Origin of the sequence: Blastococcus sp. TML/C7B (assembly GCF_016612845.1) — a bacterium.
Taxonomy (GTDB): domain Bacteria; phylum Actinomycetota; class Actinomycetes; order Mycobacteriales; family Geodermatophilaceae; genus Blastococcus.
Genome location: NZ_JAEOAA010000001.1, coordinates 2,448,745 through 2,474,680, shown reverse-complemented (window position 1 = coordinate 2,474,680; position 25,936 = coordinate 2,448,745). Strand labels below are relative to the sequence as shown.

The window sequence follows — 25,936 nt, the reverse complement described above, 5'->3', positions numbered from 1 at the left end:
GGTTGCCGACGAGGTGCCCTTCCCCCGCCCTGTGGCGGTAGTCCGCCCGGCCATGACAGATCCGTGACGATCTCCGCGCTCAGCCCGCCTTCCCGTGGAGAGGAGATGCACAGTTCGGACGTGGACCGTTCAGGCCGTGCGCACGCGGGCACACTGCCCGACGTGCCGCAGTCGGTTCTGGTCATCGAGGACGACGCCCGCATCCGCCGGGTGGTCGAGATGACCCTGCAGCGCGAGGGCTTCGAGGTGAGCGGTGCCGCCTCCGGCGAGGAGGGATTGGCCCGTCTGAGCGGCCGGCCGTTCGACGTGGTCCTCCTGGACCTCCGCCTGCCCGGCCTCGACGGTTTCCAGGTGTGCCGCGAGATCCGGAAGACGAGTACGACTCCCGTCATCATGCTGACCGCCCGGTCCGACAGCGACGACGTCGTGGCCGGACTGGAGGCGGGCGCGGACGACTACGTCACCAAGCCGTTCGTACCCAAGGAGATCGTGGCGCGGGTGCGCGCCATCGCCCGGCGCAACCGCGGGGGCGGCGAGCCGCCGACGATCGTCGTCAACGGCATCGAGGTGTCCCCGCTCGCCGGCTCGGTCACCCGCGACGGTGTGCCCATCGAGCTGACCAAGACCGAGCTGCGCCTCTTCGTCGAACTCGTCGCCGACCGCGGCCGCGTCCTGAGCCGCGAGGACCTGCTGCAACGGGTGTGGGGCTACGACTACTTCGGGGACTCCCGCCTCGTGGACGTGCACATCCGCCGGCTGCGCAAGAAGGTCGAGGCCGATCCGGCCCGACCGGAGGTGGTCACCACCGTGCGGGGCCTGGGGTACCGGGTGCCGGCATGAGAGCCGCCCGCTGGCCGGGAACCCTGCGCGGCCGCGCCACCCTGGCGTTCACCACCGTGGCCGTCGTGCTCAGCATCGTCCTCGCCGTCGGGGTGTGGCTCGGGGTGTCCCGCTACCTGCTCGTCGGCCGGGAACGGGCCACGCTGGCGCAGACCATGGCCAACGCGGCGCAGGTCCAGCGCGCATCCGGAGCCGCTGGGCTGTCCTCCGAACAGCTGCTGTCGCAGCTCCCGCGAGAGACCGGATCCACGTCCCTCCTGGGCGACGGCGACCGCTGGATCACCACGTCGCTGACGGTCGGCCGCGACGACATACCGCCCCGCCTGCGGCAGGTGGTCCTGGACGGGACCCCCGCCCGCCAGCGGTTCGACGTGGACGGCCAGACGGTCCTCGGGATCGGCGTGCCCCTCGAGACGACCGGCGGCGGCTACTTCGAGGTGTTCCCGCTGGACGAGCTCGACCACACCTACCGGGTGCTCGCCGGCGTCCTCGCCGGCGCGACCCTGGCCGTGGTTCCGGCGTCGCTGCTGGTCGGCAGCTGGGCCACGCGGCCGACGCTCCGCCCGCTCGACCGGGTGGCGGGCGCGGCGGCAGCGATCGCGGCCGGCGACCTGACCGCCCGCATCGATCCGCAGGGGGATCCGTCCCTGATCCCCATCGCCCGGTCGTTCAACGCCACCGTGGCCAGGCTGGAGGAGCGGGTCCGCAGCGACGCCAGGTTCGCCGCCGACGTCAGCCACGAGCTCCGCAGCCCGCTCACCACGATCACAGGTGCCCTCGCGCTGCTGGAGGCGTACGACGGACACCTCCCTGAGGACGGGCGCGAGGGTCTGGAGCTGCTCCGCGCCGAGGTCACCCGCTTCGAGCGGCTGGTGGCGGATCTCCTGGAGATCTCCCGCGCCGACGCCGGCGCGGAAGATGCCGTGCTCGAGGACGTCCGCCTGGCCGACCTGGTGACCGAGTCCCTGTCCAGGCGCCAGACCACCGGCGGGCCGGCTGTTCCCCTCGTCGTCGCCCCCGATGCGCGGACGGCCGTCGTACGTGCGGACAAGCGACGCCTGGAGAGGGTCGTGAGCAACGTGCTGGAGAACGCCGAGAAGCACGGCGGCGGCGCTACGGCTGTCCGGGTGGAGGCGAGTCCGGCCGAGGCCAGCATCCTGGTGGACGACGCAGGCCCCGGTGTCCCCGAGGCCGAACGGTCGCGCGTCTTCGAGCGGTTCGCCCGTGGGCGCGACGCGAACCGAGCTCGGTCCGACGGCTCCGGTCTGGGGCTCTCGCTGGTGGCGCGGCACGTAGGGGGCATGGGCGGCAGCGTCTCGCTGTCCGAGAGCCCCGAGGGCGGAGCACGTCTGACCGTCACCCTGCCCCGTTGGGAGGCGTCGTGCGACGACTGATCATCTGCTTCCTCGCCTCGGGAATGGCGCTCGCCGCCTGCGGCGTGCCGACCCAGGACCGGCCCGAGAGCCTCGTCGTCGGGGCCCCGGCTCGGACCTCGACCACCGAGCCGGTGGTGGACGACGGCGCCGTCGAGCTGTGGTTCATCCGCGGCCGTCAGCTCGAGGCGGTGTCCCGGCCCGTCGGACCGGCCGACGTGCACGCCGCCCTGGACCTGCTCGTCGCAGGGCTGACACCGTCCGAGGTCGACGCAGGATTGCGGACGGCGCTGGCACCGCAGACCCTGCGGCACAGCGGACCCACCCCGGACGACCCTTCGGTCACCGTCACGGTCACCCGTGAGTTCACCGGTCTCCTGGGGGGCAACCAGCAGCTCGCCGTCGCCCAGATCGTCTGGACGGTGACCGAGTTCCCCGGGGTGGACGAGGTCCGGTTCAGCGTCGACGGCAGCCCCCTGGAGGTGCCCACCGACGACGGGCTCACCGACGAACCGGTCGACCGGGCCGACTACGGATCGGTGGCACCCCGGTGAGGGCGGGTCGAGCACGCCCGGGCGCCGGGAGCTGGGTGTGGAGCCGGTTGCGCAGCTCCCTGTGGCCACTCCCGGTCCTCGCCATCGCACTGGCCATCGGGCTCGGCATCGGTCTGCCGGCGGTGGACCAGGTTCTCGAGGAACCCGGCGGGGAGCATCCGCTCACCTTCGTGTTCGGAGGGGGACCCTCCGCGGCGCGCGACGTCCTCGCCGCCATCGCCGGATCCCTGATCTCGGTGACCGGCCTGACGTTCTCCTTCACCGTCGTCGCCCTCCAGCTGAGCAGCAGCCAGCACTCACCGCGTCTGCTGCAGACGTTCGTGACCGACCGCGTCGTCCAGGCCACCCTCGCCGTCCTGGTCGGCACCTTCGTCTACGCCCTGACGGTGCTGCGGACGGTGCGGACGGAGCAGTCGGCCGGTCCCGCGTTCGTCCCCCGGGCCTCGGTCACCGCGGCGTTCGTGCTGACGGTGGTCAGCGTCGTGGCCCTGGTCCTCTTCCTCGGCCACCTGGCGCGCTCGCTCCGCGTCGAGACCATGCTGCGGGACGTCTCCGACGAGGCCCAGGCCACCTTCGCCCGCGAACTTCCGAGCGACGACGGCGATGCGGCGGGCTATGTCCTTCCGACCGGCACCCCGGCAATCGTCGTCGCCTCGGCCAGCGGGTTCATCACCCATGTGGACGGGCCCCGCATCGTGGATGTGGCCGAGTCCGCCGGGGCCACGGTGCTCCTCGCCCACCGCATCGGGGACTCCGTCGTCGCCGGTACCCCCCTTGCACACGTCTGGCCCTCACACCCGGGAGCGGAGGCCGACACCGATGCGGTGAAGCGGTCGCTGGACGAGAGCGTGCACCTGCGCTTCGAGCGCGTCCCCGACCACGACATCGCCTACAGCCTCCGCAAGACGGTCGACATCGCCGTGCGGGCGCTCTCCCCGGGCACCAACGACCCGACGACAGCCGTGCACGCCCTCTCGCACGTCTCCGCCCTGCTGGGCGAGGTCCTCACCCGCCCGCCTCGGGCGACGCCCTTGCACGACCACGACGGCGTCCTGCGCCTCCTGCTGCCCCAGTGGGACCTGTCGGCTCTCGTCCAGCTGGGGCTCGAGGAGCCGGTGCACTTCGCGGAGGGACAGCCCGCCGTCCTGCGCCGCCTGGCTGCCCTGCTGCGCGAGCTCGCTTGGCGGGCTCCACGCGGGGTGATCGATCAACAACTGACCGACCACATGGATCGGATCGTCCGGCTGTCGGAGACGTCCGCGGCCGTGGACGCCACCGAGACGGCGCGCTGGCGGCGGCAGCTCGCGGACGCGCTCGCGGGCGACTGGCCCCCGGACACGTGGACCGACCGGTCAGGCGTCGCGGGCGCGCACCCCTTCCAGGCTTGACCCGTTCCCCAGCCGACTGGCCGAGATGACGCTCAAGGAGCCGTCGCTCTCCAGGACGACGGCGGCGGTCGACGTGAGGTCGCCGGACCCGGTCGCTCTCACCGCCTGGCGGACCTCGTCCATCGTCACGCGTTCGGCCCGCAACGCCTCCGGCAGGGCGCGCCCGTCGCGGAGCAGCAGGGTCGGCCGTGCGGTCACCACCTTCCGACCGCCCGGCCAGCGCACGGTGCCCCAGGCCACCAGCGACTGGAGCAGCGCCAGCACGGCCAGCGCAAGCGCACCCTCTGTCCAGGACACGTCGCTGTTGAGCAGGATCGTCGCCAGGGTGGAACCGAGGGCGACGGTGACGACCAGGTCGAAGGCGTTGAGCTTGGCCAGCGTGCGCTTGCCGGACAGCCGGAGGACCACCACCACGGTGAGGTAGGCGCTGGCGCCGATGACGGCCACCCGGACCAGGTCGGACCACGAGTCGAACCCACACGGTCACTCCTCCCTCTCGCTCACGCGTTTCCTGTGCCCGCTGCCGGCCCCGGCCTGGGCGGCCCGCCGGTAGAACACCCGGCTAGGCGCCGACGTCGTCCCGTGGACGACCGTGCTGGCGGCGACGACGAGGCTGCCGGCCGCGAGCACGACCGGATCCACGGCCAGCCGCTCGGCCTCCATCGCCAGGTAGAACACCGCCGACACCCCGATCGGGCCGAACCACCCGAGGAAGGCCGCGTCCGGCCCACCCAGGCCGAGGGGCCGGCGCAGCAACCACACCACCGGTAGCCGACGGAGAAGCAGGACACCGACGACGAGGGCGAGCCCACGCCAGCCCAGGTCTGCCCACGCCGACCACGGCAGGACGGCTCCGAGGCCCACGAAGAGCGGCAGCACCAGGAAGCGGTTGACCGCCTCGTCGATCGGCACGTCGTCGGTGCGGTCCGGGCCGGTGGCCGCGTAGTTGAAGGCGAGCCCCGCCACGAACACCGCGAGGATGCCGTCCACGTGCAGCAGCCCGGCTGCCCCCAGGACGGCGAAGGCCAGCACCGCGGTGAAGAGCAGCCGGGGGCCGGTGTCGACGGACCCGTGGTTCTTCCCCGCCTGCAGCGCGCGGGCGCCGAGCCAGCCGGCCGGGACGCCCAGCAGGACCGCCCCGGCCACCTGCCACACCGACTCGGCCAGCGCGGCACCGATGCTGTCGGCGCCGGCCACGGCGAGGGCCAGCAGGACCAGGGGCAACGCCAGGCCGTCGTTGGCCCCGGACTCCAGCGACAGGATCTGCCGGTCCGGGGCCGGGAGGTCCTCCTCGGCCGGCCCGCCGGTCACGACGCTGGAGGCCAGCACGGGGTCTGTGGGGCACAGCGCGGCACCGATCAGCACCGCCGTGCCGAGCCCGACACCCAGCACCCACGCGGCGAGCCCCGCGGTGACCCCGGCCATGACCGGCATCGCGACCGCCAGCAGGAGGAGCACCGGGCGCAGCCGCCTGCGGGCGCCGCCGAACGGGTACCGCAGGGCCACCGCCATCACCGAGATCGCCAGCAGCAGGCGGGTGGTCGTGTGCAGCCAGGTGCTGTCCTCGGTCAGGGGCGGCACGTCGAGCAGGCCCAGCAGCTCCGGCCCCAGGAGCACGCCCGCGGCGAGCGCGAGAACCGGCTCGGAGACGGGGAGACGACGCAACCGATCCGACAGCGCAGCCACCGCCAGGCCCAGCACGCCCGCGGCGACGAGCACGACGTCGATCAGCACCGGCCTCGCCCTTCGCGACCAGTACTCACAGCTGGGGCCGGACGCCGGCCTCGTCCCGGAGGTCGGCGGGCTGCAGCGGTCCACGTCCGTCGACTGCGGCCTGCCCCGGGCCGCGCCGCCCCAGCGGAAGCACCGTCCGCCGCCGGGCGCCCTCGAGCTCCAGCGCCAGAGCCGCGTAGAAGGCGACGACCGCCAGCGCCAGACCGACCCAGCCGGCCGCGGTCTTCCACCCGGTCGAGCCGGTGAGCTCGTAGGCCCCCGTGACGAGGAAGCGGGTGCCGGCCAGCGCCATGACCGCGGCAGGCACGGCCTTGCTGCCCGCGGCGGCGGCCGCCGGGACGACCATGGCGAGGCCGGCGGTCAGCAGGAAGACGCCGAGGCCGTCGCTGACCGCGCCCGGGGGCGAGGTCAGCGTCGTGTAGCCGATGACCGCCCAGGTGCCAGACAGGATGCCCATGCCGGTGGCGGCCACCGGATCGCGGCTGAGGAAGCCGATGACCGCGGCCAGGAACTGCAGCGGCAGCGTGGCGAGCAGCGCCGTCAGCGCCGCGATCCGGCCCTCGGCGAGAGCGATCCAGCCGAGCTGGACCGCGCTGAACATCACGGTCGACAGGGCCAGCGCGAGAAACCCCGGGGGCAGCGGGGTGGCGATGGGCCGGAGGACGACGCGGGTCTGCGGCTCCATCAGCTGACCAGCGCCTGCGTCGCGGACTCCTTGAGCTTGGCGTTGGCCCAGCGCATCTGCCGCAGCGTGTCGGGGTGGCAGCGCTCGGCCAGTTCCAGCAGTTCCCGCTTGCGAGCGCCCTGCGCGGCCTGGGCCAGCAGCTCCCAGTCCAGGGACACCCCGGCGGCCTCGCGGTGCACGTGCCGCAGATCGGCGAGCAGCAGCAGCCCGGGCTCGGGCCGGCGGCCGAGCAGGTCCGACGTGGCCTGCTGGATCTTCTCCAGGATCCCCGGCTCGCCCTCCGGTTCGGGGTCGAGGTCGACGCCGAAGTCTGCCCCGATGCGGGCCAGCTCCTGCACGTGCCGCTGCGACCAGCCGGCGATGTCGCGGGCGACGTAGAACACCTCGTGGTCGGCCTTGTGCCGGTCGGACACGGCCAGCAGCACCCGGGCGAGGTGGTTCTCCGAGCGGTGCAGTTCCTCGATGGCCAGGCCCAGCTTCATCGCGCACCTCCCGTGGCGAGCTCCTCCACGGCCTCGGCCGCAGGCCCGCCCCGCGTCGGCGGTACGTCGCCGGTGACCGGCCGCGAGCTCGTGGTGGTGGGCGCCGCCGACGGGCCGTCCCCGGAGCCGAGCCGGTCGGCCGCGGCGGCGGCGGTCTTGAAGATCGGCTGCTTGGAGCAGGGGTCCCAGTCGGTGAGGGTGAGTTCGTTGGCCGCCCGGCCGAAGCCGTCCGGCTCGTGCCCGCCGGGCTCGTCCCAGTAGCCGTAGTGGAACGGCAGGAACAGCACCCCCGGCCTGATGCCGCTGATCCGCAGCTTCGCCTCCACGCGCCCGCGTGGCGTCCGCAGCTCCAGCAGGTCGCCCTCGGCCCAGCCTCGGTCGGCGACGTCCGAGGCCGACATCTCGACCCAGACCTCGGGCGCAGCGGCCTGCAGCTGCGGCGCTCGGCCGGTCTTCGTGCGGGTGTGGAAGTGGTAGAGCGTGCGGCCGGTGATCAGTTGGAACGGGTACTCCTCGCTGACCAGCTCGTGCGGCGGCAGGTACTCGGCAGCCTTGAGCACCGCCCGGCCCGTCGGGTTGAGCGCGCGGTACTCGGTCTCGTCCAGCGCGGCGCCGGTGACCAGGTCGCGGCCGTAGCTCTCGCAGTACTCCGGCTGCGCCCAGAACTGCCCGTCGACGTAGATGTGCTGGGTGCCGTCGGGCGCGTCCTCGGTGACCGGCCACTGGATCCCGCTACCGCCGCGCAGCTTGTCGTAGGACAGACCGCTGTAGTCGCACGGCCGTCCCTTCGAGCACTCCTTCCAGCCCTCGAAGGCGCCCTCGGGGTCCGACCACTTCACCAGCGGGGCGCCGTCCTTGTCCCGCAGGTCCAGCCGCCGGGCGAAGTCGATGAGGATGTCCAGGTCGGCACGCGCCTCCCCCGGCGGCTCGACCGCCTTCTCCGACAGGTGCACCGTGCGGTCGACGTTGGTGAAGGTGCCCGTCTTCTCACCCCACGTCGCCGCGGGCAGGACGACGTCAGCCAGCTGCGCGGTCTCGGACAGGAAGATGTCCTGCACGACCAGGAACAGCCGCTCCTGCGCCAGGATCTCCCGGATCCGGGCCAGCTCGGGCAGCGAGACCGCCGGGTTGGTCGCAGTGACGTAGAGGAAGCGGATCGACCCCTCCTCCGCGTAGCGGAACATCTGCATGGCGTGCGTGGGCGGCGAGTAGTGCGGGATGTCCATCGGGTCGACGTTCCAGATGCGGGCGAGGTCCTTGATGTGGCTGTCGTTGGACCAGTTGCGGAACGCCGGCAGGTCACCGTCGGCGCCCGCCTCGCGGGTGTTCTGCGCCGTCGGCTGGCCGTTCATCTGCAGGATCCCGCAGCCGGGCCGGCCGAGCATGCCTCGCACGACGTTGATGTTGTTGACCTGGACGGCGGCCGCCGTGGCCTGGTGGGACTGGTAGAAGCCCTGCAGCACCGTCGACAGCAGCCGCTGCGCGTGCCCGATGATGCGGGCCGCCGCGCGGATGTCCTCGGCCGGGACGTCGCACACCTCGGCAGCGACCTCCGGCGGGTAGTCGCGGACGGCGCTTCTCCAGCTCGTCGAAGCCGACGGTGTGGGCCTCGATGTACTCGCGGTCGATCCAGCCGTTGCCGACGATCTCGTGCAGCAGAGCGTTCATCAGCATCACGTTGGTGCCCGGCCGTGGGGCCAGGTGCACGGTGGCCGCTCGGGCCACGGGCGTCTCACGCGGGTCGACGCAGATGATCTGCGGCGGGTTCGGCCCGGCGAGCCGGTCGAGGATGCGGGTCCAGAGGACGGTCTGGGTCTCGGCCATGTTGTGCCCGTAGAGGGCTATCACGTCGGCGGAGTCGATGTCCGTGTAGCTGCCCGGCTGGCCGTCGGAGGCGAAGGTCTCCTTGAGCGCGGCGGCCGCCGTGGCCGTGCACAGCCGGGTGTTGCCGTCGACGTGATTGGTGCCGATCCCGCCGTGCGCGATCAGCCCGAGGGTGTAGTACTCCTCGAGGAACAGCTGCCCGGTCGTGTAGAAGGCGACTGCGCTCGGGAAGGAGCTTGTCAACTTCTCTGTGTAAGACCTGCAGTCGATCTTGATGTTGTCAGCTGAGGTAAGGCTCGATGCGGTCGCCGAAGGCGATCATCATCTCGGCCATGGCCGGCTTCCAGCCCTGGGTGACCGCGCCCTCGACGAGCTTGCCGGGTGCGGTGCGCTGGTTGGCCGGCTTGCCGCGGTCCTTGAGCCGCTCCCGGGCCCGCTTGTCCTCGATGTCGCGGATCGCCAGCCAGAGCAGCTTGATCACCGCGGCGTCGTTGGGGAAGTGCCCCCGGTTCTTGATGATCTTCCGGAGCTGGTAGTTCAGCGACTCGATCATGTTCGTCGTGTAGATGATCTTGCGGAGCGCGGGTCCGAAGGCGAGGAACGGGATGAACCGCTCCCAGGCGTTCTGCCAGGTCGCCACCGCCGCCGGGTATTTGCGTCCCAGGTCGGAGTCGGCGAACTCCAGCAGCGTGGTCTCGGCGGCATCGGCGGTCGGGGCGGTGTAGACGCCCTTGAGCGCGGCGGCCACCTCTTCTTGCGGTCGCCGTAGGACACGAACCGCATCGAGGCGCGGATCAGGTGCACCACGCAGGTCTGCACGGTCGTGTGCGGAAAGGTCGCCTCGATCGCCTCGGGCAGGCCGGTCAGCCCGTCACAGCAGGCGATGAGGATGTCCCGCACGCCGCGGTTGGCCAGTTCGGCCACCACGCCGGCCCAGAACTTCGCGCCCTCGGTGGCCTGCACCCAGATCCCCAGCACGTGCTTGATGCCGTCGAGGTCCACTCCGACCACGATGTGCGCGGCCCGGTTGCGCACCTGATGGCCGTCGCGGATCTTCACCACCAGCGCGTCGACGTAGACGATCGGGTAGATCGGCTCCAGCGGCCGAGCCTGCCATGCGCCGACCTCGTCGAGCACCGCGTCGGTGATCTTGCTGATCGTGTCGTGGGACAGCTCGGTGCCGATCGTGCGGGCCAGATGGTGCTGGATGTCGCGCACCGTCATCCCACCCGCGTAGAGCGAGATGATCATGTCGTCCAGGCCGCCGAGGCGGCGTTCGCCCTTGGGCACCAGCTGCGGGGTGAAACTGCCCGCCCGGTCCCGGGGCACGGCCAGCGGCAGCGGGCCGACCTCGGACTGCACCGTCTTGGGCGTGCTGCCGTTGCGGCTGTTCGGCGAGCCCCGGCCGACCGGATCGCCCCGCTCGTAGCCGACGTGCTCGGTCAGCTCAGCGGCCAGTCCCCGCTCGAGGACGGCCTTGACCAGCTCCGGAAGGAACCCGCCCTCCCCGGTCAGCGCCACTCCGCCGGTCTCGGCCCGGTCGATCAACGCATCCAGCCACGTGTCATCGGCCAACAGCTGCCGCAGCTGCGCCCCGCTCACCCGGCCCGGGCCACCCGGGTCGCCGGCCTGCTCATCGGTCACGGTCATCAGGGTGCTCCCTCCCGAGGCCACAGCCCCAGGCTCACGCAGCTCCTACACAGACCATCTGACACGCCCTCGGGCCCTGCTCGTCCAGCAACTCGCGGCACTCGGCCGGCGACGGCGTCCATCGCGGTGTCCCAGTCGGTCTCCACCAGCTCGCCGTTCCGGCGGATCAGCGGCCTGGTCAGCCGGTCGGGCGAGTTGTTCGCCTGCCACCCGTACAGGTCCTTGGGGCCCAGCCGGCCGTGGTTGACCCGGTCCACCGCCCGGCCCCGGACGCCGACGATCCGGGCGTCCTTGACCGCGATGTCGAGCCCGTCGCCGTTGGAGTGCATGATCGTCGCCGACTGCACCCACCGTTCGACGTCGTCCTCGGTCAGCCCCTCGGCCAGGTAGGAGTCCACCCGGGTCGGCCACGTCTCCCCCGGCCCGTACGGCGTGCGGGTCCCCCACGGTTCGGCGATCCGGTCGATGCGCCCCATCACGTCCTCCTCCGCTCCACGAACGGCCCGGTAGAGCCGCCCGACCCCTACCCGTGCCTGCACGTCTGCCGCTGGCACCACATGACAGATCTGTGACATCGGAGCGGTGCGTGCGACGCCCGGGGTAGGTGGCGAGTGGTCGGTGGAAGCCGCATGCGTCGAAAGAACGCCTCCCACCGGCGCCCGGAGGAGGAGACATGACGGTTGCCAGCCAGATGCTCGAGACCTACCCCAAGGACCTCGGCGGCGTTGACCGCGACAAGCTGAGGGAGTGCATCGAGGCGTGCGTCGAGTGCGCCCAGGCCTGCACCGCCTGCGCCGACGCCTGCCTGTCCGAGGACATGGTCGCCGAGCTCACGAAGTGCATCCGCACCAACCTCGACTGCGCCGACGTCTGCGACGCCACCGGCCGGGTGCTCTCCCGTCACACCGGCTACGACGCGAACCTGACCCGCGCGGTGCTCGAGGCCTGCGCGGCGGCCTGCAAGGCCTGCGGGGACGAGTGCGGGGGGCACGCCTCCATGCACGAGCACTGCCGGGTGTGTGCGGAGTCCTGCCGTCGTTGCGAACAAGCCTGCCTGGAGCTCATCTCCGCACTGGGCTGACCCACCTCCCCATCGCCGCTCCTGCTCCCCGTGTCAGGAACGAAGGCACCAGTTCCTGCGCGCGTGGCCGAGCAGGGGCCCCAACTCGAGAACGGAGTCCTCCATGGCCTCGCCAGCCGAGCATGACCCCCCGCAGACGCATGACGGGAACCACGGCGGCAGCGACCCGATGAGCAGGACCATGTACCTGCGCTTCGGGGCGATGATCCTCACCGCCATGGTGGTGATGTACGCGGCCATGTTCGCCGGCACGTACGAGTGGGGTCACGTGCGGTTCAGCGAGAGCCGCGTGTTCATGGCGCTCACCATGGGCGGGACGATGGGCCTGGTGATGCTCGGCTGGATGCTGAACATGTACCGCAACACCAAGGCCAACATCGCGATCGTGGTAGCGAGCCTCGTTCTGCTCGGCGTCGGGGTGTTCCTCGACCGCAGTCAGACGACCGTCCAGGACGAGGACTGGATGAGCTCGATGATCCCGCACCACTCGCTGGCCATCACCAGGTCAGAGCGTGCCGGGATCTCCGACGTCCGCGTCTGCGAGCTCGCCGTCTCCATCAGCGAGGCCCAGCGCCGGGAGATCATGGAGATGGATTGGCTCCTCGACGACATCGAACGCAACGGGAAAGCCTCGACCGCGCAAGAGGCAGCGGCGCGTCCCATCCCGGAGTTCGACGTGTCGGCCCTGCGCGACTGCCCCACCGGCTGACCGGCGGAGGCGGCGGCGGCGCGTCCGTTCGCCTAGCGACGGGCCGGTTGCTCCGCCTGCAGCGGGCTCTGCGCGCAGGACGTCCGGCATCCCTCTGCCATCACCCGGCGCCTGCCGCCTTCTTGACGGCCGCCTTCTGCTCCTGCTTGAACCGGCGCACCTCGGCCAGCGACTCCGGCCCGGTGATGTCGGCGACCGAGCGGTGCGAGCCCTCCTCGCCGTAGGCGCCGGCGGCCTCCCGCCAGCCGTCCGGGGCGACGCCGTACTGCTTGCCGAGCAGCGCCAGGAAGATCGACGCCTTCTGCGCGCCGGAAACCCGGGAGCTCCTTCAACCGGCGGAGCAGCGCCTTGCCGTCGGTGGCGCCGGCCCACAGGTTCTCCGCGCGCCCGTCGTAGCGCTCGACGAGCAGCCGGCACAGCTCCTGGGCGCGGCCGGCCATCGATCCCGGGTAGCGGTGCAGCGCCGGCGGCCCCTGGAACACCGCGGTCAGGGCCTCGGGGTCCATGCCGGCCAGCTGCGCGGCGTCGAGGGTGTCGACGCCGAGCCGGTCGGCGAGCAGCCGGGGCGCGGAGAAGGCCCGCTCCATGGGGAACTGCTGGTCCAGCAGCATCCCGATCAGCAGCGCGAGCGGGTCGCGGCCCAGCAGCTCGTCGGCGGCGTCGTCCTGGGCGATGCGGAGGTTCGGCACCCCGGCAGTGTGCCGCTCCGCCGGTCAGCGACGGGCCGTCGCCGGGGACTCCCCGCCCTCCAGGTCGCCCTCGGTGTCGAGGTAGGCCTGCTGCAGCTCCGCCAGCAGAGCGGGGTCCGGCTCGGCCCACATCTTCCGGTCGACCGCCTCCAGCAGCCGCTCGGCGATGCCGTGCAGCGCCCACGGGTTCGACTGCTCCATGAAGGCACGGTTCTCCGGGTCGAGCACGTAGGTCTGGGCGAGCTTCTCGTACATCCAGTCCGCGACCACGCCGGTGGTGGCGTCGTAGCCGAACAGGTAGTCGACCGTGGCGGCCAGCTCGAACGCGCCCTTGTAGCCGTGCCGGCGCATGGCGGCCAGCCACTTGGGGTTGACGACGCGCGCGCGGAACACCCGGGCGGTCTCCTCGGTCAGCGACCGGGTGCGCACCTGCTCGGGCCGGGTGGAGTCGCCGATGTAGGCCGCCGGCGCGGTGCCGGTCAGCGCGCGCACCGTGGCGACCATCCCGCCGTGGTACTGGAAGTAGTCGTCGGAGTCGGCGATGTCGTGCTCCCGGGTGTCCACGTTCTTCGCCGCCACCGCGATCCGCCGGTACGCGGCCTCCATGTCCGGCCGGGCCTGCAACGCCGTCCAGGTCGCGGCCGTAGGCGTAGCCCCCCCACACCGCGTACACCTCGGCGAGGTCGGCGTCGCCCCGCCAGTTGCGGCTGTCGATCAGCGACAGCAGGCCGGCGCCGTAGGCGCCCGGCTTGGAGCCGAAGACCCGGGTGGTCGCGCGGCGCCGGTCGCCGTGGGTAGCCACGTCGGCGTCCACGTGCGCCTTGACGTAGTTCTGCTCCGCGGGCTCGTCCAGCCCCGCGGCCAGGGTCACCGCGTCGTCCAGCATGGTCACGACGTGCGGGAAGGCGTCGCGGAAGAAGCCGCTGATCCGCACCGTGACGTCGATGCGCGGCCGGCCGAGTTCGTCGAGCGGAACGACCTCCAGGCCGGTGATCCGGCGGGACGCCTCGTCCCAGACCGGCTGCACGCCCAGCAGTGCGAGCACCTCGGCGATGTCGTCGCCCGACGTGCGCATCGCCGAGGTGCCCCACACCGACAGCCCGACCGAACGCGGGTACTCCCCCGTGTCGGCGCGGTACCGGTCGACGAGCGACTCGGCCATCGCCTGCCCGGTCTCCCAGGCCAGCCGCGACGGCACCGCGCGCGGGTCGACGGAGTAGAAGTTCCGGCCCGTCGGCAGCACGTTGATCAGCCCACGCAGCGGCGAGCCCGAGGGGCCGGCCGGCACGTAGCCGCCCTCCAGGGCGTGCAGGGTCGCGTCGAGCTCGTCGGTCGTCCGGTCCAGCCGGGGCACGACCTCCTCGGCGGCGAACCGGAGGACGGCGGCGACCCCGGCGTCGTCGCGGTCGAGGACCTCGCGGACGACGTCCCCGACCGCCGCCACCGTCCAGCCGCGGCTCTCCATCCCCTGGACGAGCGCCTCGGCCAGCGCCTCGACGCGGTCGGTCTCCTGCAGGCCCGCGGTGCCGTCCTCCACCAGGCCCAGCGCCTGGCGCAGCCCGGGCAGCGCGACCGAACCGCCCCAGATCTGGCGGGCGCGCAGCATGGCCAGCACGAGGTCGACGCGGTTCTGCCCGGTGGGCGGCGCCCCGAGCACGTGCAGGCCGTCGCGGATCTGGGAGTCCTTGATCTCGCAGAGCCACCCGTCGACGTGCAGGATCATCTCGTCGAAGTGGTCGTCCTCGGGGCGCTCGTGCAGGCCCAGGTCGGCGTCGAGCTTCGCGGCCTGCAGCAGCGTCCAGATCTGCGCGCGGACGGCGGGCAGCTTCGCCGGGTCCATCGCCGCGACGTTCGCGTGCTCGTCGAGCAGCTGCTCCAGCCGGGCGATGTCGCCGTAGCTGTCCGCCCGCGCCATCGGCGGGACCATGTGGTCGACCAGGGTGGCGTGCGCGCGGCGCTTGGCCTGCGACCCCTCGCCCGGGTCGTTCACGAGGAACGGGTAGATCAGCGGCAGGTCGCCCAGCGCGGCGTCCGGACCGCAGGAGGCGGACAGGCCGACGTTCTTGCCCGGCAGCCACTCGAGGTTGCCGTGCTTGCCCACGTGCACGAGTGCGTGCGCGCCGAACTCCGAGCGCAGCCACCAGTAGGCCGCGAGGTAGTGGTGCGAGGGCGGCAGGTCGGGGTCGTGGTAGATCGCGATCGGGTTCTCGCCGAAGCCGCGGGGCGGCTGGACCATCACCACGACGTTGCCGGCCCGCAGGGCGGCGAACACGATGTCGTCCCCGTCCACGAACAGCGAGCCGGGCGCGGGGCCCCAGTGCTCCTCCACCGTCTCGCGCAGGTCGGCGGGCAGGGAGTCGAAGTGCGCGCGGTAGGCGGCCGCCGGGATGCGCACCGGGTTGCCGGAGACCTGCTCCTCGGTGAGCCAGTCGGCGTCCTGCCCACCGGCGGCGATGAGCGCGTGGAACAGGGCGTCGCCGTCGAGCTCGGCCACGCCGGGCAGCGCGTCCGGCCCGTCGAACGGCCCGATGTCGTAGCCCTGGCCGGCCATCGCGGCGAGCAGCCGGACGACGGACGCCGGGGTGTCCAGACCGACGGCGTTGCCGATGCGGGCGTGCTTGGTCGGATAGGCCGACAGCATCACGACGATCCGCCGCTCCCCGGGCGGGGTGTGCCGCAGCCGCGCGTGCGCGACCGCGGTCCCGGCGACGCGGGCGGCCCGCTCGGGGTCGGCGACGTAGGAGGTGAGCCCGTCCTCGTCGGTCTCCTTGAAGGAGAACGGCACGCTGATCAGCCGGCCGTCGAACTCGGGGATGGCGACCTGGTTGCCGACGTCGAGCGGGGAGAGCCCGTCGTCGTCCGCGGCCCACTCGGCGCGCGACCGGGTGAGGCACAGGCCCTGGATGACCGGGACGTCGAGAGCGGCGAGCTCGCCGACGTCCCACGCGCCGTCGTCCCCGCCGGCCTGGGCCGTGGCCGGCCGGGCCCCGCCGGCCGCGAGCACCGTGACGACCATGGCGTCCGCACCCCGCAGCGTCTCGAGCAGCCCGGGGTCGACCGACCGCAACGAGGAGGTGAACACCGGGAGCGCCCGCCCGCCGGCGTCCTCGACCGCGCGGCACAGCCGACTCCACGAAGCCGGTGTTCCCGGAGAGGTGGTGCGCCCGGTAGTAGAGGACGGCGACGACCGGGCCGTCGGTGCGGCGCGGGGTGCGGTCCAGGACACCCCAGTCGGGCGCGACCGACGGCGGCTCGAAACCCTCGCCGGTGAGCAGCACGGTGTCGGACAGGAAGCGGCGCAGCTGCACGAGGTTGTCCGGGCCGCCCTGCGCGAGGTAGCCGTGCGCCTCGGTGGCCACCCCCATCGGGACGGTGGACAGCTCCATGAGCTCGGCGTCGGGCACCTGCTCGCCGCCGAGGACGACGACCGGCGCCGGGCCGGCCAGCAGCGGGGCCAGCATCTCCTCGTACTGCCGCCGCACCCCCAGGATGCGGACGACGACCAGCGCGCTGCCCTCGACCATCGCGGCGAGCGCGGCGCCGTCGAGCCGGGCGGGGTTGCCCAGCCGCCAGCCGGCGCCCGAGGCGCGGGCGGAGAGCAGGTCGGTGTCGCTGGTGGACAGCAACGCGAAGGCAGGGGTGCTGGAGGCAGGGGTGCTGGAGGCAGGGTCGCTCACGGCGCGTTCCTCACTCGGGGTCCGCGCCCCGGGTCGTCGGGCACGGCAGCCGGAGTGTCTGGCTCACCCCGTTCTCGGGGCTGACAGTGGCGGGACCGCACCGGAATCGCACCGGTTTCCTCGCTGACTGCCGCGATGGGCGCACGCTACCGCGAGCGCCGCGCCGGCCCGGCGACGGGCCGGCCGGGCCCGTCAGGCCCGCTCGGGACGGCGGAGCAGGTAGGTGTCCATCACCCAGCCCTTGCGCTCGCGGGCCGCGGCCCGCTCGTCGGCGATGTCGTCGATGACGTCGGCGAGCTTGCCGCTGACGAGGATCTCGTCCTCGGTGCCCAGGTAGGCCCCCCAGTAGATGTCGAGGTCCTGGTCGGCGTACTTCCGGCAGACGAGGTGCGAGTCGAGCATGACCACGACGTCGTCGGCGTTGTCCGGGAACGCCTCGGCCAGCCGCCGGCCCGTCGTCAGGTGCACCGCGCCCGCCACCCGGTTGAGCAGGATCCGGTGCCGGGCGGTGAGCGCCTGCACGCTGGTGATCCCCGGGACCACCTCCCACTCCAGGTCCATCGAGCCGTGCGCCGCGATGCTCTCGATGACCCGGATCGTGCCGTCGTAGAGCGACGGGTCACCCCACACGAGGAAGCCCGCGGTCCCGCCGTCGGGCACCTCGTCCGCGAGGGCCTGCTCGAGGAGCGCCGCGCGGTCGTCGCGCCAGTCGTCGACGGCCCGCTCGTAGGCGGGCGTGCGGCGGTCCCGCTCCGGGTCGGCCAGCTCCACCAGCCGCCAGCGGTCGTGGGTGATGAAGCGCTCGCACACGTCGCGGCGGGCGCGCGTGAGGTCCGCCGTCGCCGGCCCCTTGTCGAGCACGAGGAAGACGTCGACCCGGTTGAGCGCCTCCACGGCACCCACGGTGACGAAGGCGGGATCCCCGGCGCCGATGCCGATGACGAGCAGGCGACGCACGCGCGCCCCTTCCGTACGGGTGGGTCCGGGACGGGAGCCACCGGTGGGTGTCCGAACCGGGACAGTGTCACCGAGACCACCCGGCCCGCCGCCACCGACCGGGCGCGCGCTCCGGGCACGCCCGCGGCGCACGGCATGCTGTGCGCATGCCCGGGGACCCCGCCGCGCGCGCCGCGCTGGCCGCCGCGGCCGACCTCGGGCCGTTCTTCGCGACCTCCCCGGACGCGGGCCCGGACTGGGTCACCTGGGACCGGCTGACCGCCGACCCCGCCGTCCTGGGCGGCCGGCTGGCCGAGGTCCGCACGGTCCTCGCGGGCGGCCCCGGCTCCCCGGCGGTGGACCCGGTCGTGGGGGCGTCGATCGCCCACCTCGGCCTGGTCGCCCGGCTGGTCGCACCCGTGCTCGGCGCGGCGCTGCTGACCGGCACGCTGCCGGTGTCCGCCACGTCGTCGGTGCACCTGCGGCTGTCGGGCACCAACCCCCACCCGCTGGCCGTCACGCTGCCGCGAGCGGTGCCGGCCGGCGGATCCGAGCAGCTGGCCGGCGCGTTCGACGAGCACTGGCTGGCGCCGGCGATCGCACCCCTCGGCGACGCGGTCCGGACGGCGACCGGCGTCCCGCCGCAGGTGCTCGCCGGCAACGTGGTCTCCGCGACGGCCGGCGCGTTGCGGATGGCCGCGCAGGCCCGCCCAGGGCTGGCCGCGGCGGCGGACGAGGTGCTGAGGGCGCTGCTGCGCAGCGGCCCGCTGGCCGGCACCGGCTCGCACCGGAGCGACGGCTCCTTCGTCCGCCGGTCGTGCTGCCTCTTCTACCGGATCCCCGGCGCGGGGACCTGCGGTGACTGCGTCCTCCGGCAGGCGCCCGGGGGCACGCCCGACGACCCGGCGTAGGGTCCCACCGCCGCAGTGTCAGGGAAGCCGGTTCAAATCCGGCACGGTCCTCGCCACTGTGACCGAGGAGCAGACCCCGCATGGCACCACTGGTCAGAACATGACCGGGAAGGTCGGGGCGAGCGACGATCCGGGAGTCAGGAAACCTGCTGCGGCGCGCACCATCCCACTCCACGAGGCATGGAAGAAAGGTTTCCCAGTCATGACCTCCGTTCCGCACGCGCACCCGGCGACCGCCGCATCCCGCATCGCCGTCCCCGCCTGGGCCTGGGCACTCGCCCTGCTGGGCCTGTTCGGGCTCTACCTCATCGCCCAGGACAACGGGGCGGTGCTCGCCTCGATGGGCGGGACCGCGCACGAGTTCTTCCACGACGCCCGGCACTCGCTGGGCATGCCCTGTCACTGACGGGGCACGGGAGATGACCGAGGTCCTCGACCGACCGTCCACCACCCAGCCGCCCGGCTTCGGCACGCTGTTCTCCCGCCTCGTGGCGGGAGGCCTCGTCGCCGGGGCGCTGGCGGGCGTCTTCTCGCTCCTGGTCACCGAGCGGGCCATCGCGCCCGCGCTCGACCTCGAGGAGGCGCGCACCGCCGGCGAGGCCGGCCACGACCACGGCGAGGAGCTGTTCAGCCGCGGCGAGCAGCTCGTCGGCGGTTTCCTGGGCACGGTGCTGGCCGGTGTCGTCCTGGCGGTGGTCTTCGCCGCCGTCTACGGCGCCGTCCGCCACCGGCTCCCCGGGCGCACCGACTTCGCCCGGGTGACCGTCCTCGCCGCCGTCGGGTTCGCGGTGCTGGCGCTGCTGCCGGCGCTGAAGCTGCCCGCCAGCCCGCCGGCCGTGGGCGACCCGGACACGGTGGGCACCCGGACCGCCATCTACGGCGCGACCCTGCTGTGCGGGGTCGTCGCCGCCGTGCTGGTCGGCGTGCTGGTCCAGGCGCTGCGGGCCCGCGGCGTCGGCGTGCCCGGGACGACGGTGGCCGCGGTGGTGGCCTCCGCCGTCGCGCTCGCCCTGGTCCTGGTGCTCGTGCCGGACAACCCCGACGTGATCGCCGCCGACGTCCCGGCGGCCGTGGTCTGGGACTTCCGGCTCGCGTCGCTGGGGCAGCTGGCCGTCCTGTGGGCGGGCATCGGGCTGGCCGGCGGGTGGTTCGCCGATCGCGCCACCCGCGGTCCCCGGGTGCGCTGACCGGCGCGTCCCGCCCCGTGCGACCGCACGGGGTGGCCGTCCCGCCGTGGACGGCCACCCCGTGCGCGTCGACGTCTCCGACCGACGACCCGACCCCCAGGTATCGCCGTGACCCCCACCCCTGCCCGCAACCGGGCCGACGCCTGCCCCGGCGCGCTCCGGACCCATGCCGCCGCGGACGGCCGGCTCGCGCGGGTGCGCGTACCGGGAGGGCTGCTCACCGCCGACCAGTGCCGGGTGCTGGCGGCGGCCGCCCGTGACCTCGGCGACGCCGCGCTCGAGCTGACCAGCCGGGGGAACCTGCAGCTGCGCGGGCTCCTCGACGGCGCCGAGGGAGAGCTGGGCGCGCGGCTGGCCGACACCGGGCTCCTCCCGAGCGAGACCCACGAGACGGCCCGCAACGTGCTGGCCAGCGCCCTCACCGGGCGGTCCGGAGGGCTGGTCGACGTCCGCCCCTGGGTCCGGGCCTTCGACACCGGCCTGTGCGGGGACCCGTCGCTCGCCGCACTCCCCGGCCGGTTCCTGGTCGCGTTCGACGACGGCCGCGGCGACGTCGCCGGCCAGGGCGCGGACGTCGCGCTCCGGGCGCTCGGGCCGGGCAGCGCGGCGCTGCTGCTGGCCGGCCACGACAGCGGGCTGCGCGCCGATCACGCGGGCGCGGTCGATCTGGCCCTGGCCGCGTCCCGCGCCTTCGTCGCCGAGCGCGCGGCGCAGGGCGGCACCGCGTGGCGGCTCGGCGAGCTGGCCGACGGGCCGGCGCGCGTCGCCGCGACCCTCGGCGACCCGGTGCCCGTGCGGATCGCGCCCGCCCCTCCCCTCCCGGCCGGACCGGCCGGCGCCGTGCACCAGGACGACGGGCGGACGGCGCTGACCGCCGTCGTCCCGCTGGGCCGGCTCACCACCGACCAGGCGCTGCTGCTGGCCGACCTGTCCAGGGGCGAGCTGCAGCTCACCCCCTGGCGGAGCGTCGTGGTCCCCGACCTGCCGGACGCGTCGGCCACGGCCACCCTCACCGCTGCCGGCCTGGTCCTGGACCCGGGCAGCGCCTGGCTGCAGGTCACCTCCTGCGCCGGACGCCCGGGATGCGCGAACTCCCTCGCGGACGTCCGGGCCGACGTCGTCCGCGCGGTGACGGCCGGCGCCCTCCCGGCGGGCGGCACCCGCCAGCACTGGGTGGGCTGCGCCCGCCGCTGCGGCCGCCCCGCAGGCCCTGTCCTCGACGTCGTCGCCACCGGCGACGGCTACCTGATCACGAACGGAACGTAGCGACGCCGATGCCCGAGCACCTGCACGAGTACGAGAGGGACGGCGCCGAGATCTACCGGCAGTCGTTCGCGACCATCCGCGCCGAGGCGGACCTGCGCGGCATGCCCGCGGACGTCGCCCGCGTGGCCGTGCGGATGATCCACGCCTGCGGGCAGGTCGACCTGGTCGAGGACGTGGCCTGGTCCCCCGCCGTCGTCCAGCGCGCCCGGGCAGCTCTGGACGCCGGGGCGCCGGTGCTCTGCGACGTCCGGATGGTCGCGTCCGGCGTCACCCGGCGCCGGCTGCCCCGGGACAACGACGTGGTCTGCACCCTGGACGACCCGCGCACGCCCGCCCTCGCCGCCGACCTCGGCACCACGCGCACCGCCGCCGCGACCGAGCTGTGGCGCGACCGCCTGGAGGGCGCCGTCGTCGCGATCGGCAACGCCCCCACCGCGCTGTTCCACCTGCTGGAGATGGTCGCCGCGGGCGGGCCCCGGCCGGCCGCCGTCCTCGGAATCCCGGTCGGCTTCATCGGCGCCGCGGAGTCGAAGGAGGCGCTGGCCGCCTCCGACCTCGACTTCCTGGTCGTCCGCGGCCGCCGCGGCGGCAGCGCGATCACCGCGGCTGCGGTGAACGCGATCGCGAGCGACGTCGAATGAGCGGACAGGGGCGTGAGCATCGCAGCGAGGAACGAGCGAGGAGCGGAGGGCCCCGCGGGAGCGAAGCAGGAGCGATGAGCGGACAGGGACGGCTGTACGGGGTCGGGCTGGGCCCGGGCGACCCGGAGCTGGTCAGCGTCAAGGCCGCCCGGCTCATCGGCGCGGCCGACGTCGTGGCCTTCCACGCGGCCCGCCACGGCCGGTCGGTGGCGCGCGGCATCGCCGAGCCCTACCTGCGCGCGGGCCAGATCGAGGAGCTGCTGGTCTACCCCGTCACCACCGAGGCCACCGACCACCCCGGCGGCTACCAGGGCGCCATCGACGAGTTCTACGAGGCCGCGGCCGCCCGGCTGGCCGCGCACCTCGAGGCCGGCCGCGACGTCGTCGTCCTGGCCGAGGGCGACCCGTTCTTCTACGGCTCGTACATGCACATGCACAAGCGGCTGGCGCACCGCTACCCGACCGAGGTCGTCCCGGGCGTGACCAGCGTGAGCGGCGCCGCCGCCGGCCGTCGGCCGGCCGCTGGTAGAGCGGGACGAGGTGCTCACCGTGCTCCCCGGCACGCTGCCCGCCGACGAGCTGACCGAGTGGCTGTCCACGACGGACTCGGCCGCGGTCATGAAGCTCGGCCGCACGTTCCCGCACGTCCGCGAGGCGTTCGAGCGGGCGGGCGTCCTCGACCGCGCCCTGTACGTCGAGCGCGCCACCACCGTCGGGCAGCGCACGGCGCCGCTGGCCGACGTCGACCCGGAGACGGTTCCCTACTTCTCCCTCGCGCTGCTGCCCAGCCCGCTGACCGGCGAGCTGCCCGGAGCCGAGCCGGACCCGGGTGGCGGCACGGCCACCGGCCAGGTGGTCGTCGTCGGCCTGGGGCCGGGGGCGCGGTACTGGACCACCCCCGAGGCCGCGGACGCGCTGGCCTGCGCCGAGGTGCTGATCGGCTACGGGCCCTATCTGGACCGGGTGCCGGCCAACCCCCGCCAGGAGCGCTTCCCGACCGACAACCGGGTGGAGGCCGAGCGCGCCGCGCACGCCCTCGGGCTGGCCCGCTCCGGCCGGCGGGTGGCCGTGGTCTCCAGCGGCGACCCGGGGGTCTTCGCGATGGCGGCCGCGGTGCTGGAGGTGGCCGAGCGGCCGGAGTTCGCGGGGGTGCCGGTGCGGGTGGTGCCCGGCCTCACCGCGGCCCAGGCGGTGGCCTCGAAGGTGGGGGCCCCGCTCGGGCACGACTTCTGCGTGCTGTCGCTGTCCGACGTCCGCAAGCCGTGGGACGTCGTCCTCGACCGGCTGCGCCACGCGGCCGCGGCCGACCTGGTCATCGCCCTCTACAACCCGCGCTCGAAGCACCGCCCGCACCAGCTCGGCGAGGCACAGCAGGCGCTGCTGGAGGTCCGAGCGCCGGAGACGGTGGTCGTCGTCGGCCGGGACGTCGGCGGGGCCGAGGAACGCCTCACCGTGACCACGCTGGGCGACCTGGACCCGGAGACCGTCGACATGCGGTGCCTGCTCATCATCGGCTCGTCGCAGACCCGGGTGGGGCCCTCCGGCCTGGTCTGGACGTCGCGGACCTACCCGGGCTGACCCCGCAGCCAGGAGAGCGCCTCGTCGACCGTCCCCACCACCGGCACCCCCGGAGGCAGGGGCGGCCGGCGCACGACCACCACGGGCAGCCCGAGCTCGCGGGCGGCGGTCAGCTTGGCCGCGGTCATGGCGCCGCCGCTGTCCTTGGTGACGAGGACCTCCACCGCGTGCTCGCGGAGGAGCGCGAGCTCGTCGGCGAGGCTGAACGGGCCGCGTTCGAGGACGACGGTGGTCCGCGCCGGCAACGGCGGGTCCGGGGGGTCGACCGAGCGGACGACGCAGTGCGCCGTGAGCGTCGCGAAGGCGGCCAGCCCCTGGCGCCCGGTGGTGAGGAAGACGCACCCGAAGCCGCGCACCGCCTCGGCCGCCCCGGTCAGCGAGTCGACCCAGCGCCAGTCGTCGGCGGGTTCCGCCGTCCAGCCCGGGCGCTGGAGGCGCAGCAGCGGGACGCCGGTGGCCGCGGCGGCGGTCGCGGCCGAGGCGGTCATCGCGACGGCGAACGGGTGCGTCGCGTCCACGATCACCTGGACGGGGTGCGCCGAGAGCCAGGCGGCCAGCCCATCGCTGCCCCCGAAGCCGCCGACGCGCACGTCACCGGGCGGCAGCACCGGATCGGCGACCCGCCCGGCCAGGGAGCTGAGCACCGGGACGCCCTCGTCCACCAGGGCCGTGGCCAGCCGGCGCGCCTCGCCGGTGCCGCCGAGCACCAGCACCCGCCCCGGCGGCGTCCCGCTCACCGCGGTCGCGTCGTCGAGTACAGGTGGCTGTCGGGGAACTGCCCCGCGGTCAGCACGGGCCCGACGACGACGACCGCCGTCCGGCGCACCCCCGCCGCCTCGACCTGCGCGGCGATGTCGGCCAGCGTGCCGCGGAGCACCAGCTCGTCGTCCCGGCTGGCACGGGCCACCACGGCGACCGGCCCCTCGGGCCCGTAGTGCTCGGCCAGCTGCGGCGCGAGCTCGCCGAGCCGCTGCACCGCCAGGTGCAGCACGAGCGTGGCCCCGGTCGCGGCGTAGGCGGCGAGCTGCTCCCCCGCGGGCATCGGCGTGGAGCGGGCCGAGGTCCGGGTGAGCACGACGGTCTGCCCGACGCCGGGCACGGTGAGCTCCCGCTTCAGCGACGCGGCGGCCGCGGCGAACGCCGGCACCCCCGGCACGACGTCGTAGGGCACGCCGTGCGCGTCCAGCCGGCGCATCTGCTCGGCCATGGCGCTGTAGACCGACGGGTCGCCGGAGTGCAGCCGGGCGACGTCGAGCCCGGCCTCGTGGGCGGCCAGCAGCTCCGCGGTGATCTGGTCCAGGTCCAGGTCGGCGGTGTCGACGAGGCGGGCGCCCTCGGGCGCGGTGTCCAGCAGCTCGCGCGGCACCAGCGCGCCCGCGTAGAGGCACACCGGAGCGCTCGCGATGAGCCGGGCGGCGCGGACGGTGACGAGGTCGGCCGCACCCGGTCCGGCGCCGATGAAGTGCACGGTCATGGCCGCTACCGAACCACGCTGAGGAGGGTCACCGGCATGGCCGGTCGCCAGCCGGTGAACGAACCGACCGGCGAGCCGTGCGCGACCGACAGCCGGACCAGGTCACCCCCGACGCGCGCGAACCAGCCGGCCAGCACCGCCTCGCTCTCCAGCGTGACCGCGGTGACCACCAGCCGCCCGCCCGGCCGGAGTGCGGCCCAGCAGGTGTCCAGCAGGTCCGGGGTCGTCGCCCCGCCGCCGACGAAGACGGCGTCGGGGGCGGGCAGCCCGGCGAGGGCCTCGGGCGCCCGCCCCTCCACGACCTGCAGTCCGGGGACACCCAGCCGGGCGGCGTTGCCGCGGATCCGCGCCGCGCGGTCCGGCCGGCTCTCGACCGCCACGGCCCGGCAGGACGGGTGGGCGCGCATCCACTCGATGCCGATCGACCCCGCCCCGGCGCCGACGTCCCACAGCAGCCGGCCCGGCAGCGGCGCGAGCCGCGCCAGCGTGACCGCCCGCACGTCCCGCTTGGTGAGCTGCCCGTCGTCCTCGAACGCCTCGTCGGGCAGCCCGGGCACCACCGGCAGGGGCACCGTGGCCTCGTCGGCCACCGCCTCGACCGCGGTGACGACCAACGGGTCGACGACGCCGTGCGGCCAGTCCGCGGCCGATCCGGTCAGCACGTGCTCGGCGGGCCCGCCGAGCTGGGCGAGCGCGGTGATCCGGCTCGCGCCGTAGCCCAACCGCGCGCAGAGCGCCGCCACCTCCGCCGGCGTGCCACCGTCGGAGCCCAGCACGAGCAGCCGGCGCCCGGGGGTCACGTGCGGGGTGACCAGCTCCAGCGCCCGTCCGACGACGGTCACGAGGGCGGTCTCCTCGACCGCCCAGCCCAGCCGCGCGCAGGCCAGGCTCGCCGACGAGGGGTGCGGGAGGACGTGCACCGCGCCGGGTCCGTGCAGCCGGACCAGCGCGGTGCCGACCCCGGAGAGCATCGGATCGCCGCTGGCCAGGACCACCACGCGCCGGCCGGGGTGCGCCTCCGGCAGGGCGGCGAGCGCCGGTGCCATCGGCGAGGGCCAGGGCACCCGCTCGGCCGGCACGTCGCCGGGCACGAGCCCGAGCTGGCGGGCGCTCCCGCGCAGGACGTCGGCGCCCTCGATCACCCGGCGGGCGACCGGCGGCAGCCCGTCCCAGCCGTCGGCGCCGATGCCCACGACGGTCACCGGCGCGCTCGTCCCCTGCTCGTCGGCGCGCACAGCGGGCGATCCTAGGCACGGG

24 protein-coding genes, 4 pseudogenes and 2 riboswitches are annotated in these 25,936 nt (G+C 74.2%); of the genes and pseudogenes, 13 read left to right on the top strand and 15 right to left on the bottom strand.

Annotation, left to right across the window (positions count from 1 at the left end; translation table 11 throughout):
• Positions 1–162 precede the first annotated feature (162 nt).
• Genes JKP76_RS11975 through JKP76_RS11960 form a run of 4 tightly spaced genes read left to right on the top strand, consistent with a single transcriptional unit; the run spans position 163 to position 4,155 of the window.
• Entirely contained in the window at positions 163–840 is a 678-nt protein-coding gene (locus tag JKP76_RS11975) for a response regulator transcription factor (protein ID WP_309229780.1), read from the top strand.
• Positions 837–2,234, top strand: a complete 1,398-nt coding sequence (locus JKP76_RS11970; RefSeq protein WP_200491017.1) for a HAMP domain-containing sensor histidine kinase — start codon at positions 837–839, stop codon at positions 2,232–2,234. Before JKP76_RS11975 ends, JKP76_RS11970 begins: the two co-directional genes overlap by 4 nt.
• Positions 2,222–2,767, top strand: coding sequence for a GerMN domain-containing protein (locus tag JKP76_RS11965; RefSeq protein WP_200491016.1), 546 nt, complete (start codon positions 2,222–2,224; stop codon positions 2,765–2,767). Before JKP76_RS11970 ends, JKP76_RS11965 begins: the two co-directional genes overlap by 13 nt.
• Positions 2,768–2,814: 47 nt before the next feature.
• Positions 2,815–4,155 (top strand): DUF2254 domain-containing protein, encoded by a 1,341-nt coding sequence (locus JKP76_RS11960; RefSeq protein ID WP_200491015.1) that lies wholly within the window; start codon positions 2,815–2,817, stop codon positions 4,153–4,155.
• Here JKP76_RS11960 and JKP76_RS11955 read toward each other — a convergent pair.
• The 8 genes and pseudogenes from JKP76_RS11955 to JKP76_RS11925 all read right to left on the bottom strand — a co-directional run bounded on the left by JKP76_RS11955 (position 4,120) and on the right by JKP76_RS11925 (position 11,006).
• On the bottom strand, positions 4,120–4,602 hold the full coding sequence (locus JKP76_RS11955) for a YetF domain-containing protein (protein ID WP_309232929.1): 483 nt from the start codon (positions 4,600–4,602) through the stop codon (positions 4,120–4,122). The two genes, JKP76_RS11960 and JKP76_RS11955, sit on opposite strands and share 36 nt — an antisense overlap.
• A 36-nt stretch (positions 4,603–4,638) precedes the next feature.
• Positions 4,639–5,889 (bottom strand): cation:proton antiporter, encoded by a 1,251-nt coding sequence (locus JKP76_RS11950; RefSeq protein WP_309229782.1) that lies wholly within the window; start codon positions 5,887–5,889, stop codon positions 4,639–4,641.
• A gap of 25 nt (positions 5,890–5,914) precedes the next feature.
• A complete protein-coding gene (locus JKP76_RS11945; protein WP_200491014.1) occupies positions 5,915–6,574 on the bottom strand; it encodes a GPR1/FUN34/YaaH family transporter in 660 nt (219 codons plus the stop codon).
• Positions 6,574–7,056 (bottom strand): hypothetical protein, encoded by a 483-nt coding sequence (locus JKP76_RS11940; RefSeq protein ID WP_200491013.1) that lies wholly within the window; start codon positions 7,054–7,056, stop codon positions 6,574–6,576. Before JKP76_RS11940 ends, JKP76_RS11945 begins: the two co-directional genes overlap by 1 nt.
• Positions 7,053–8,594 (bottom strand): molybdopterin oxidoreductase family protein, encoded by a 1,542-nt coding sequence (locus tag JKP76_RS23470; RefSeq protein ID WP_200491012.1) that lies wholly within the window; start codon positions 8,592–8,594, stop codon positions 7,053–7,055. Before JKP76_RS23470 ends, JKP76_RS11940 begins: the two co-directional genes overlap by 4 nt.
• Before the next feature lie 103 nt (positions 8,595–8,697).
• Positions 8,698–9,123 (bottom strand): annotated as a pseudogene (locus tag JKP76_RS22470) (molybdopterin-dependent oxidoreductase); the annotation flags it as partial.
• A gap of 37 nt (positions 9,124–9,160) precedes the next feature.
• Positions 9,161–10,530: pseudogene (locus tag JKP76_RS11930) on the bottom strand (IS256 family transposase).
• Complete coding sequence (locus tag JKP76_RS11925; RefSeq protein ID WP_200491011.1) at positions 10,530–11,006, bottom strand: molybdopterin-dependent oxidoreductase; 477 nt, start codon at positions 11,004–11,006, stop codon at positions 10,530–10,532. The pseudogene JKP76_RS11930 and the gene JKP76_RS11925 overlap by 1 nt, the downstream one beginning before the upstream one ends.
• 197 nt (positions 11,007–11,203) lie before the next feature.
• Between JKP76_RS11925 and JKP76_RS11920 the strand changes: the two genes are divergently transcribed.
• Both JKP76_RS11920 and JKP76_RS11915 read left to right on the top strand, forming a co-directional pair.
• Complete coding sequence (locus tag JKP76_RS11920) at positions 11,204–11,611, top strand: four-helix bundle copper-binding protein (RefSeq protein WP_200491010.1); 408 nt, start codon at positions 11,204–11,206, stop codon at positions 11,609–11,611.
• Between the two features lie 103 nt (positions 11,612–11,714).
• A complete protein-coding gene (locus tag JKP76_RS11915; protein WP_242471278.1) occupies positions 11,715–12,320 on the top strand; it encodes a DUF305 domain-containing protein in 606 nt (201 codons plus the stop codon).
• A gap of 32 nt (positions 12,321–12,352) precedes the next feature.
• On the opposite strand, the gene JKP76_RS11910 is transcribed toward JKP76_RS11915, so the two are convergent.
• The 4 genes and pseudogenes from JKP76_RS11910 to cobF all read right to left on the bottom strand — a co-directional run bounded on the left by JKP76_RS11910 (position 12,353) and on the right by cobF (position 17,643).
• Positions 12,353–13,009 carry an HhH-GPD-type base excision DNA repair protein gene (locus tag JKP76_RS11910; RefSeq protein ID WP_309232928.1) on the bottom strand — a complete coding sequence of 219 codons (657 nt, stop codon included), beginning with the start codon at positions 13,007–13,009 and terminating at the stop codon, positions 12,353–12,355.
• A gap of 24 nt (positions 13,010–13,033) precedes the next feature.
• Complete coding sequence (locus tag JKP76_RS22465; RefSeq protein ID WP_255522530.1) at positions 13,034–13,615, bottom strand: cobaltochelatase subunit CobN; 582 nt, start codon at positions 13,613–13,615, stop codon at positions 13,034–13,036.
• A 76-nt stretch (positions 13,616–13,691) separates the two neighbouring features.
• Positions 13,692–16,091: pseudogene (locus JKP76_RS11905) on the bottom strand (cobaltochelatase subunit CobN); the annotation flags it as partial.
• A 647-nt stretch (positions 16,092–16,738) separates the two neighbouring features.
• Positions 16,739–16,808, bottom strand: a riboswitch (cobalamin riboswitch).
• 70 nt (positions 16,809–16,878) lie between these two features.
• Positions 16,879–17,643 carry a precorrin-6A synthase (deacetylating) gene (cobF, locus tag JKP76_RS11900; RefSeq protein WP_200491009.1) on the bottom strand — a complete coding sequence of 255 codons (765 nt, stop codon included), beginning with the start codon at positions 17,641–17,643 and terminating at the stop codon, positions 16,879–16,881.
• 146 nt (positions 17,644–17,789) lie between these two features.
• On the opposite strand from cobF, the gene JKP76_RS11895 reads away from it, so the two are divergent.
• The 7 genes and pseudogenes from JKP76_RS11895 (at position 17,790) to cobJ (ending at position 23,205) form a co-directional block, all read left to right on the top strand.
• Positions 17,790–18,533, top strand: a complete 744-nt coding sequence (locus JKP76_RS11895) for a (2Fe-2S)-binding protein (RefSeq protein WP_200491008.1) — start codon at positions 17,790–17,792, stop codon at positions 18,531–18,533.
• Positions 18,530–18,702, top strand: a riboswitch (cobalamin riboswitch). Its footprint overlaps the gene before it by 4 nt.
• A 33-nt stretch (positions 18,703–18,735) precedes the next feature.
• On the top strand, positions 18,736–18,939 hold the full coding sequence (locus tag JKP76_RS11890) for a CbtB-domain containing protein (protein WP_200491007.1): 204 nt from the start codon (positions 18,736–18,738) through the stop codon (positions 18,937–18,939).
• A gap of 13 nt (positions 18,940–18,952) precedes the next feature.
• Entirely contained in the window at positions 18,953–19,720 is a 768-nt protein-coding gene (locus JKP76_RS11885) for a CbtA family protein (protein WP_200491006.1), read from the top strand.
• Between the two features lie 108 nt (positions 19,721–19,828).
• Complete coding sequence (locus tag JKP76_RS23465; protein WP_200491005.1) at positions 19,829–20,986, top strand: nitrite/sulfite reductase; 1,158 nt, start codon at positions 19,829–19,831, stop codon at positions 20,984–20,986.
• A 20-nt stretch (positions 20,987–21,006) separates the two neighbouring features.
• Positions 21,007–21,627, top strand: coding sequence for a precorrin-8X methylmutase (locus tag JKP76_RS11875; RefSeq protein ID WP_200491405.1), 621 nt, complete (start codon positions 21,007–21,009; stop codon positions 21,625–21,627).
• Positions 21,624–22,073 (top strand): annotated as a pseudogene (locus JKP76_RS20950) (SAM-dependent methyltransferase); the annotation flags it as partial. The gene JKP76_RS11875 and the pseudogene JKP76_RS20950, both read left to right, overlap by 4 nt.
• A gap of 103 nt (positions 22,074–22,176) precedes the next feature.
• Entirely contained in the window at positions 22,177–23,205 is a 1,029-nt protein-coding gene (cobJ, locus tag JKP76_RS11870) for a precorrin-3B C(17)-methyltransferase (RefSeq protein WP_309232927.1), read from the top strand.
• Here the strand turns inward: cobJ and JKP76_RS11865 are convergent.
• Genes JKP76_RS11865 through cbiE form a run of 3 tightly spaced genes read right to left on the bottom strand, consistent with a single transcriptional unit; the run spans position 23,193 to position 25,914 of the window.
• Positions 23,193–23,942, bottom strand: a complete 750-nt coding sequence (locus tag JKP76_RS11865; protein WP_200491004.1) for a cobalt-precorrin-6A reductase — start codon at positions 23,940–23,942, stop codon at positions 23,193–23,195. The genes cobJ and JKP76_RS11865 overlap by 13 nt on opposite strands.
• Entirely contained in the window at positions 23,939–24,679 is a 741-nt protein-coding gene (cobM, locus tag JKP76_RS11860; RefSeq protein ID WP_200491003.1) for a precorrin-4 C(11)-methyltransferase, read from the bottom strand. The genes JKP76_RS11865 and cobM overlap by 4 nt, the downstream gene beginning before the upstream one ends.
• 5 nt (positions 24,680–24,684) lie before the next feature.
• A complete protein-coding gene (gene cbiE, locus JKP76_RS23460) occupies positions 24,685–25,914 on the bottom strand; it encodes a precorrin-6y C5,15-methyltransferase (decarboxylating) subunit CbiE (RefSeq protein WP_200491002.1) in 1,230 nt (409 codons plus the stop codon).
• Positions 25,915–25,936 lie beyond the last annotated feature (22 nt).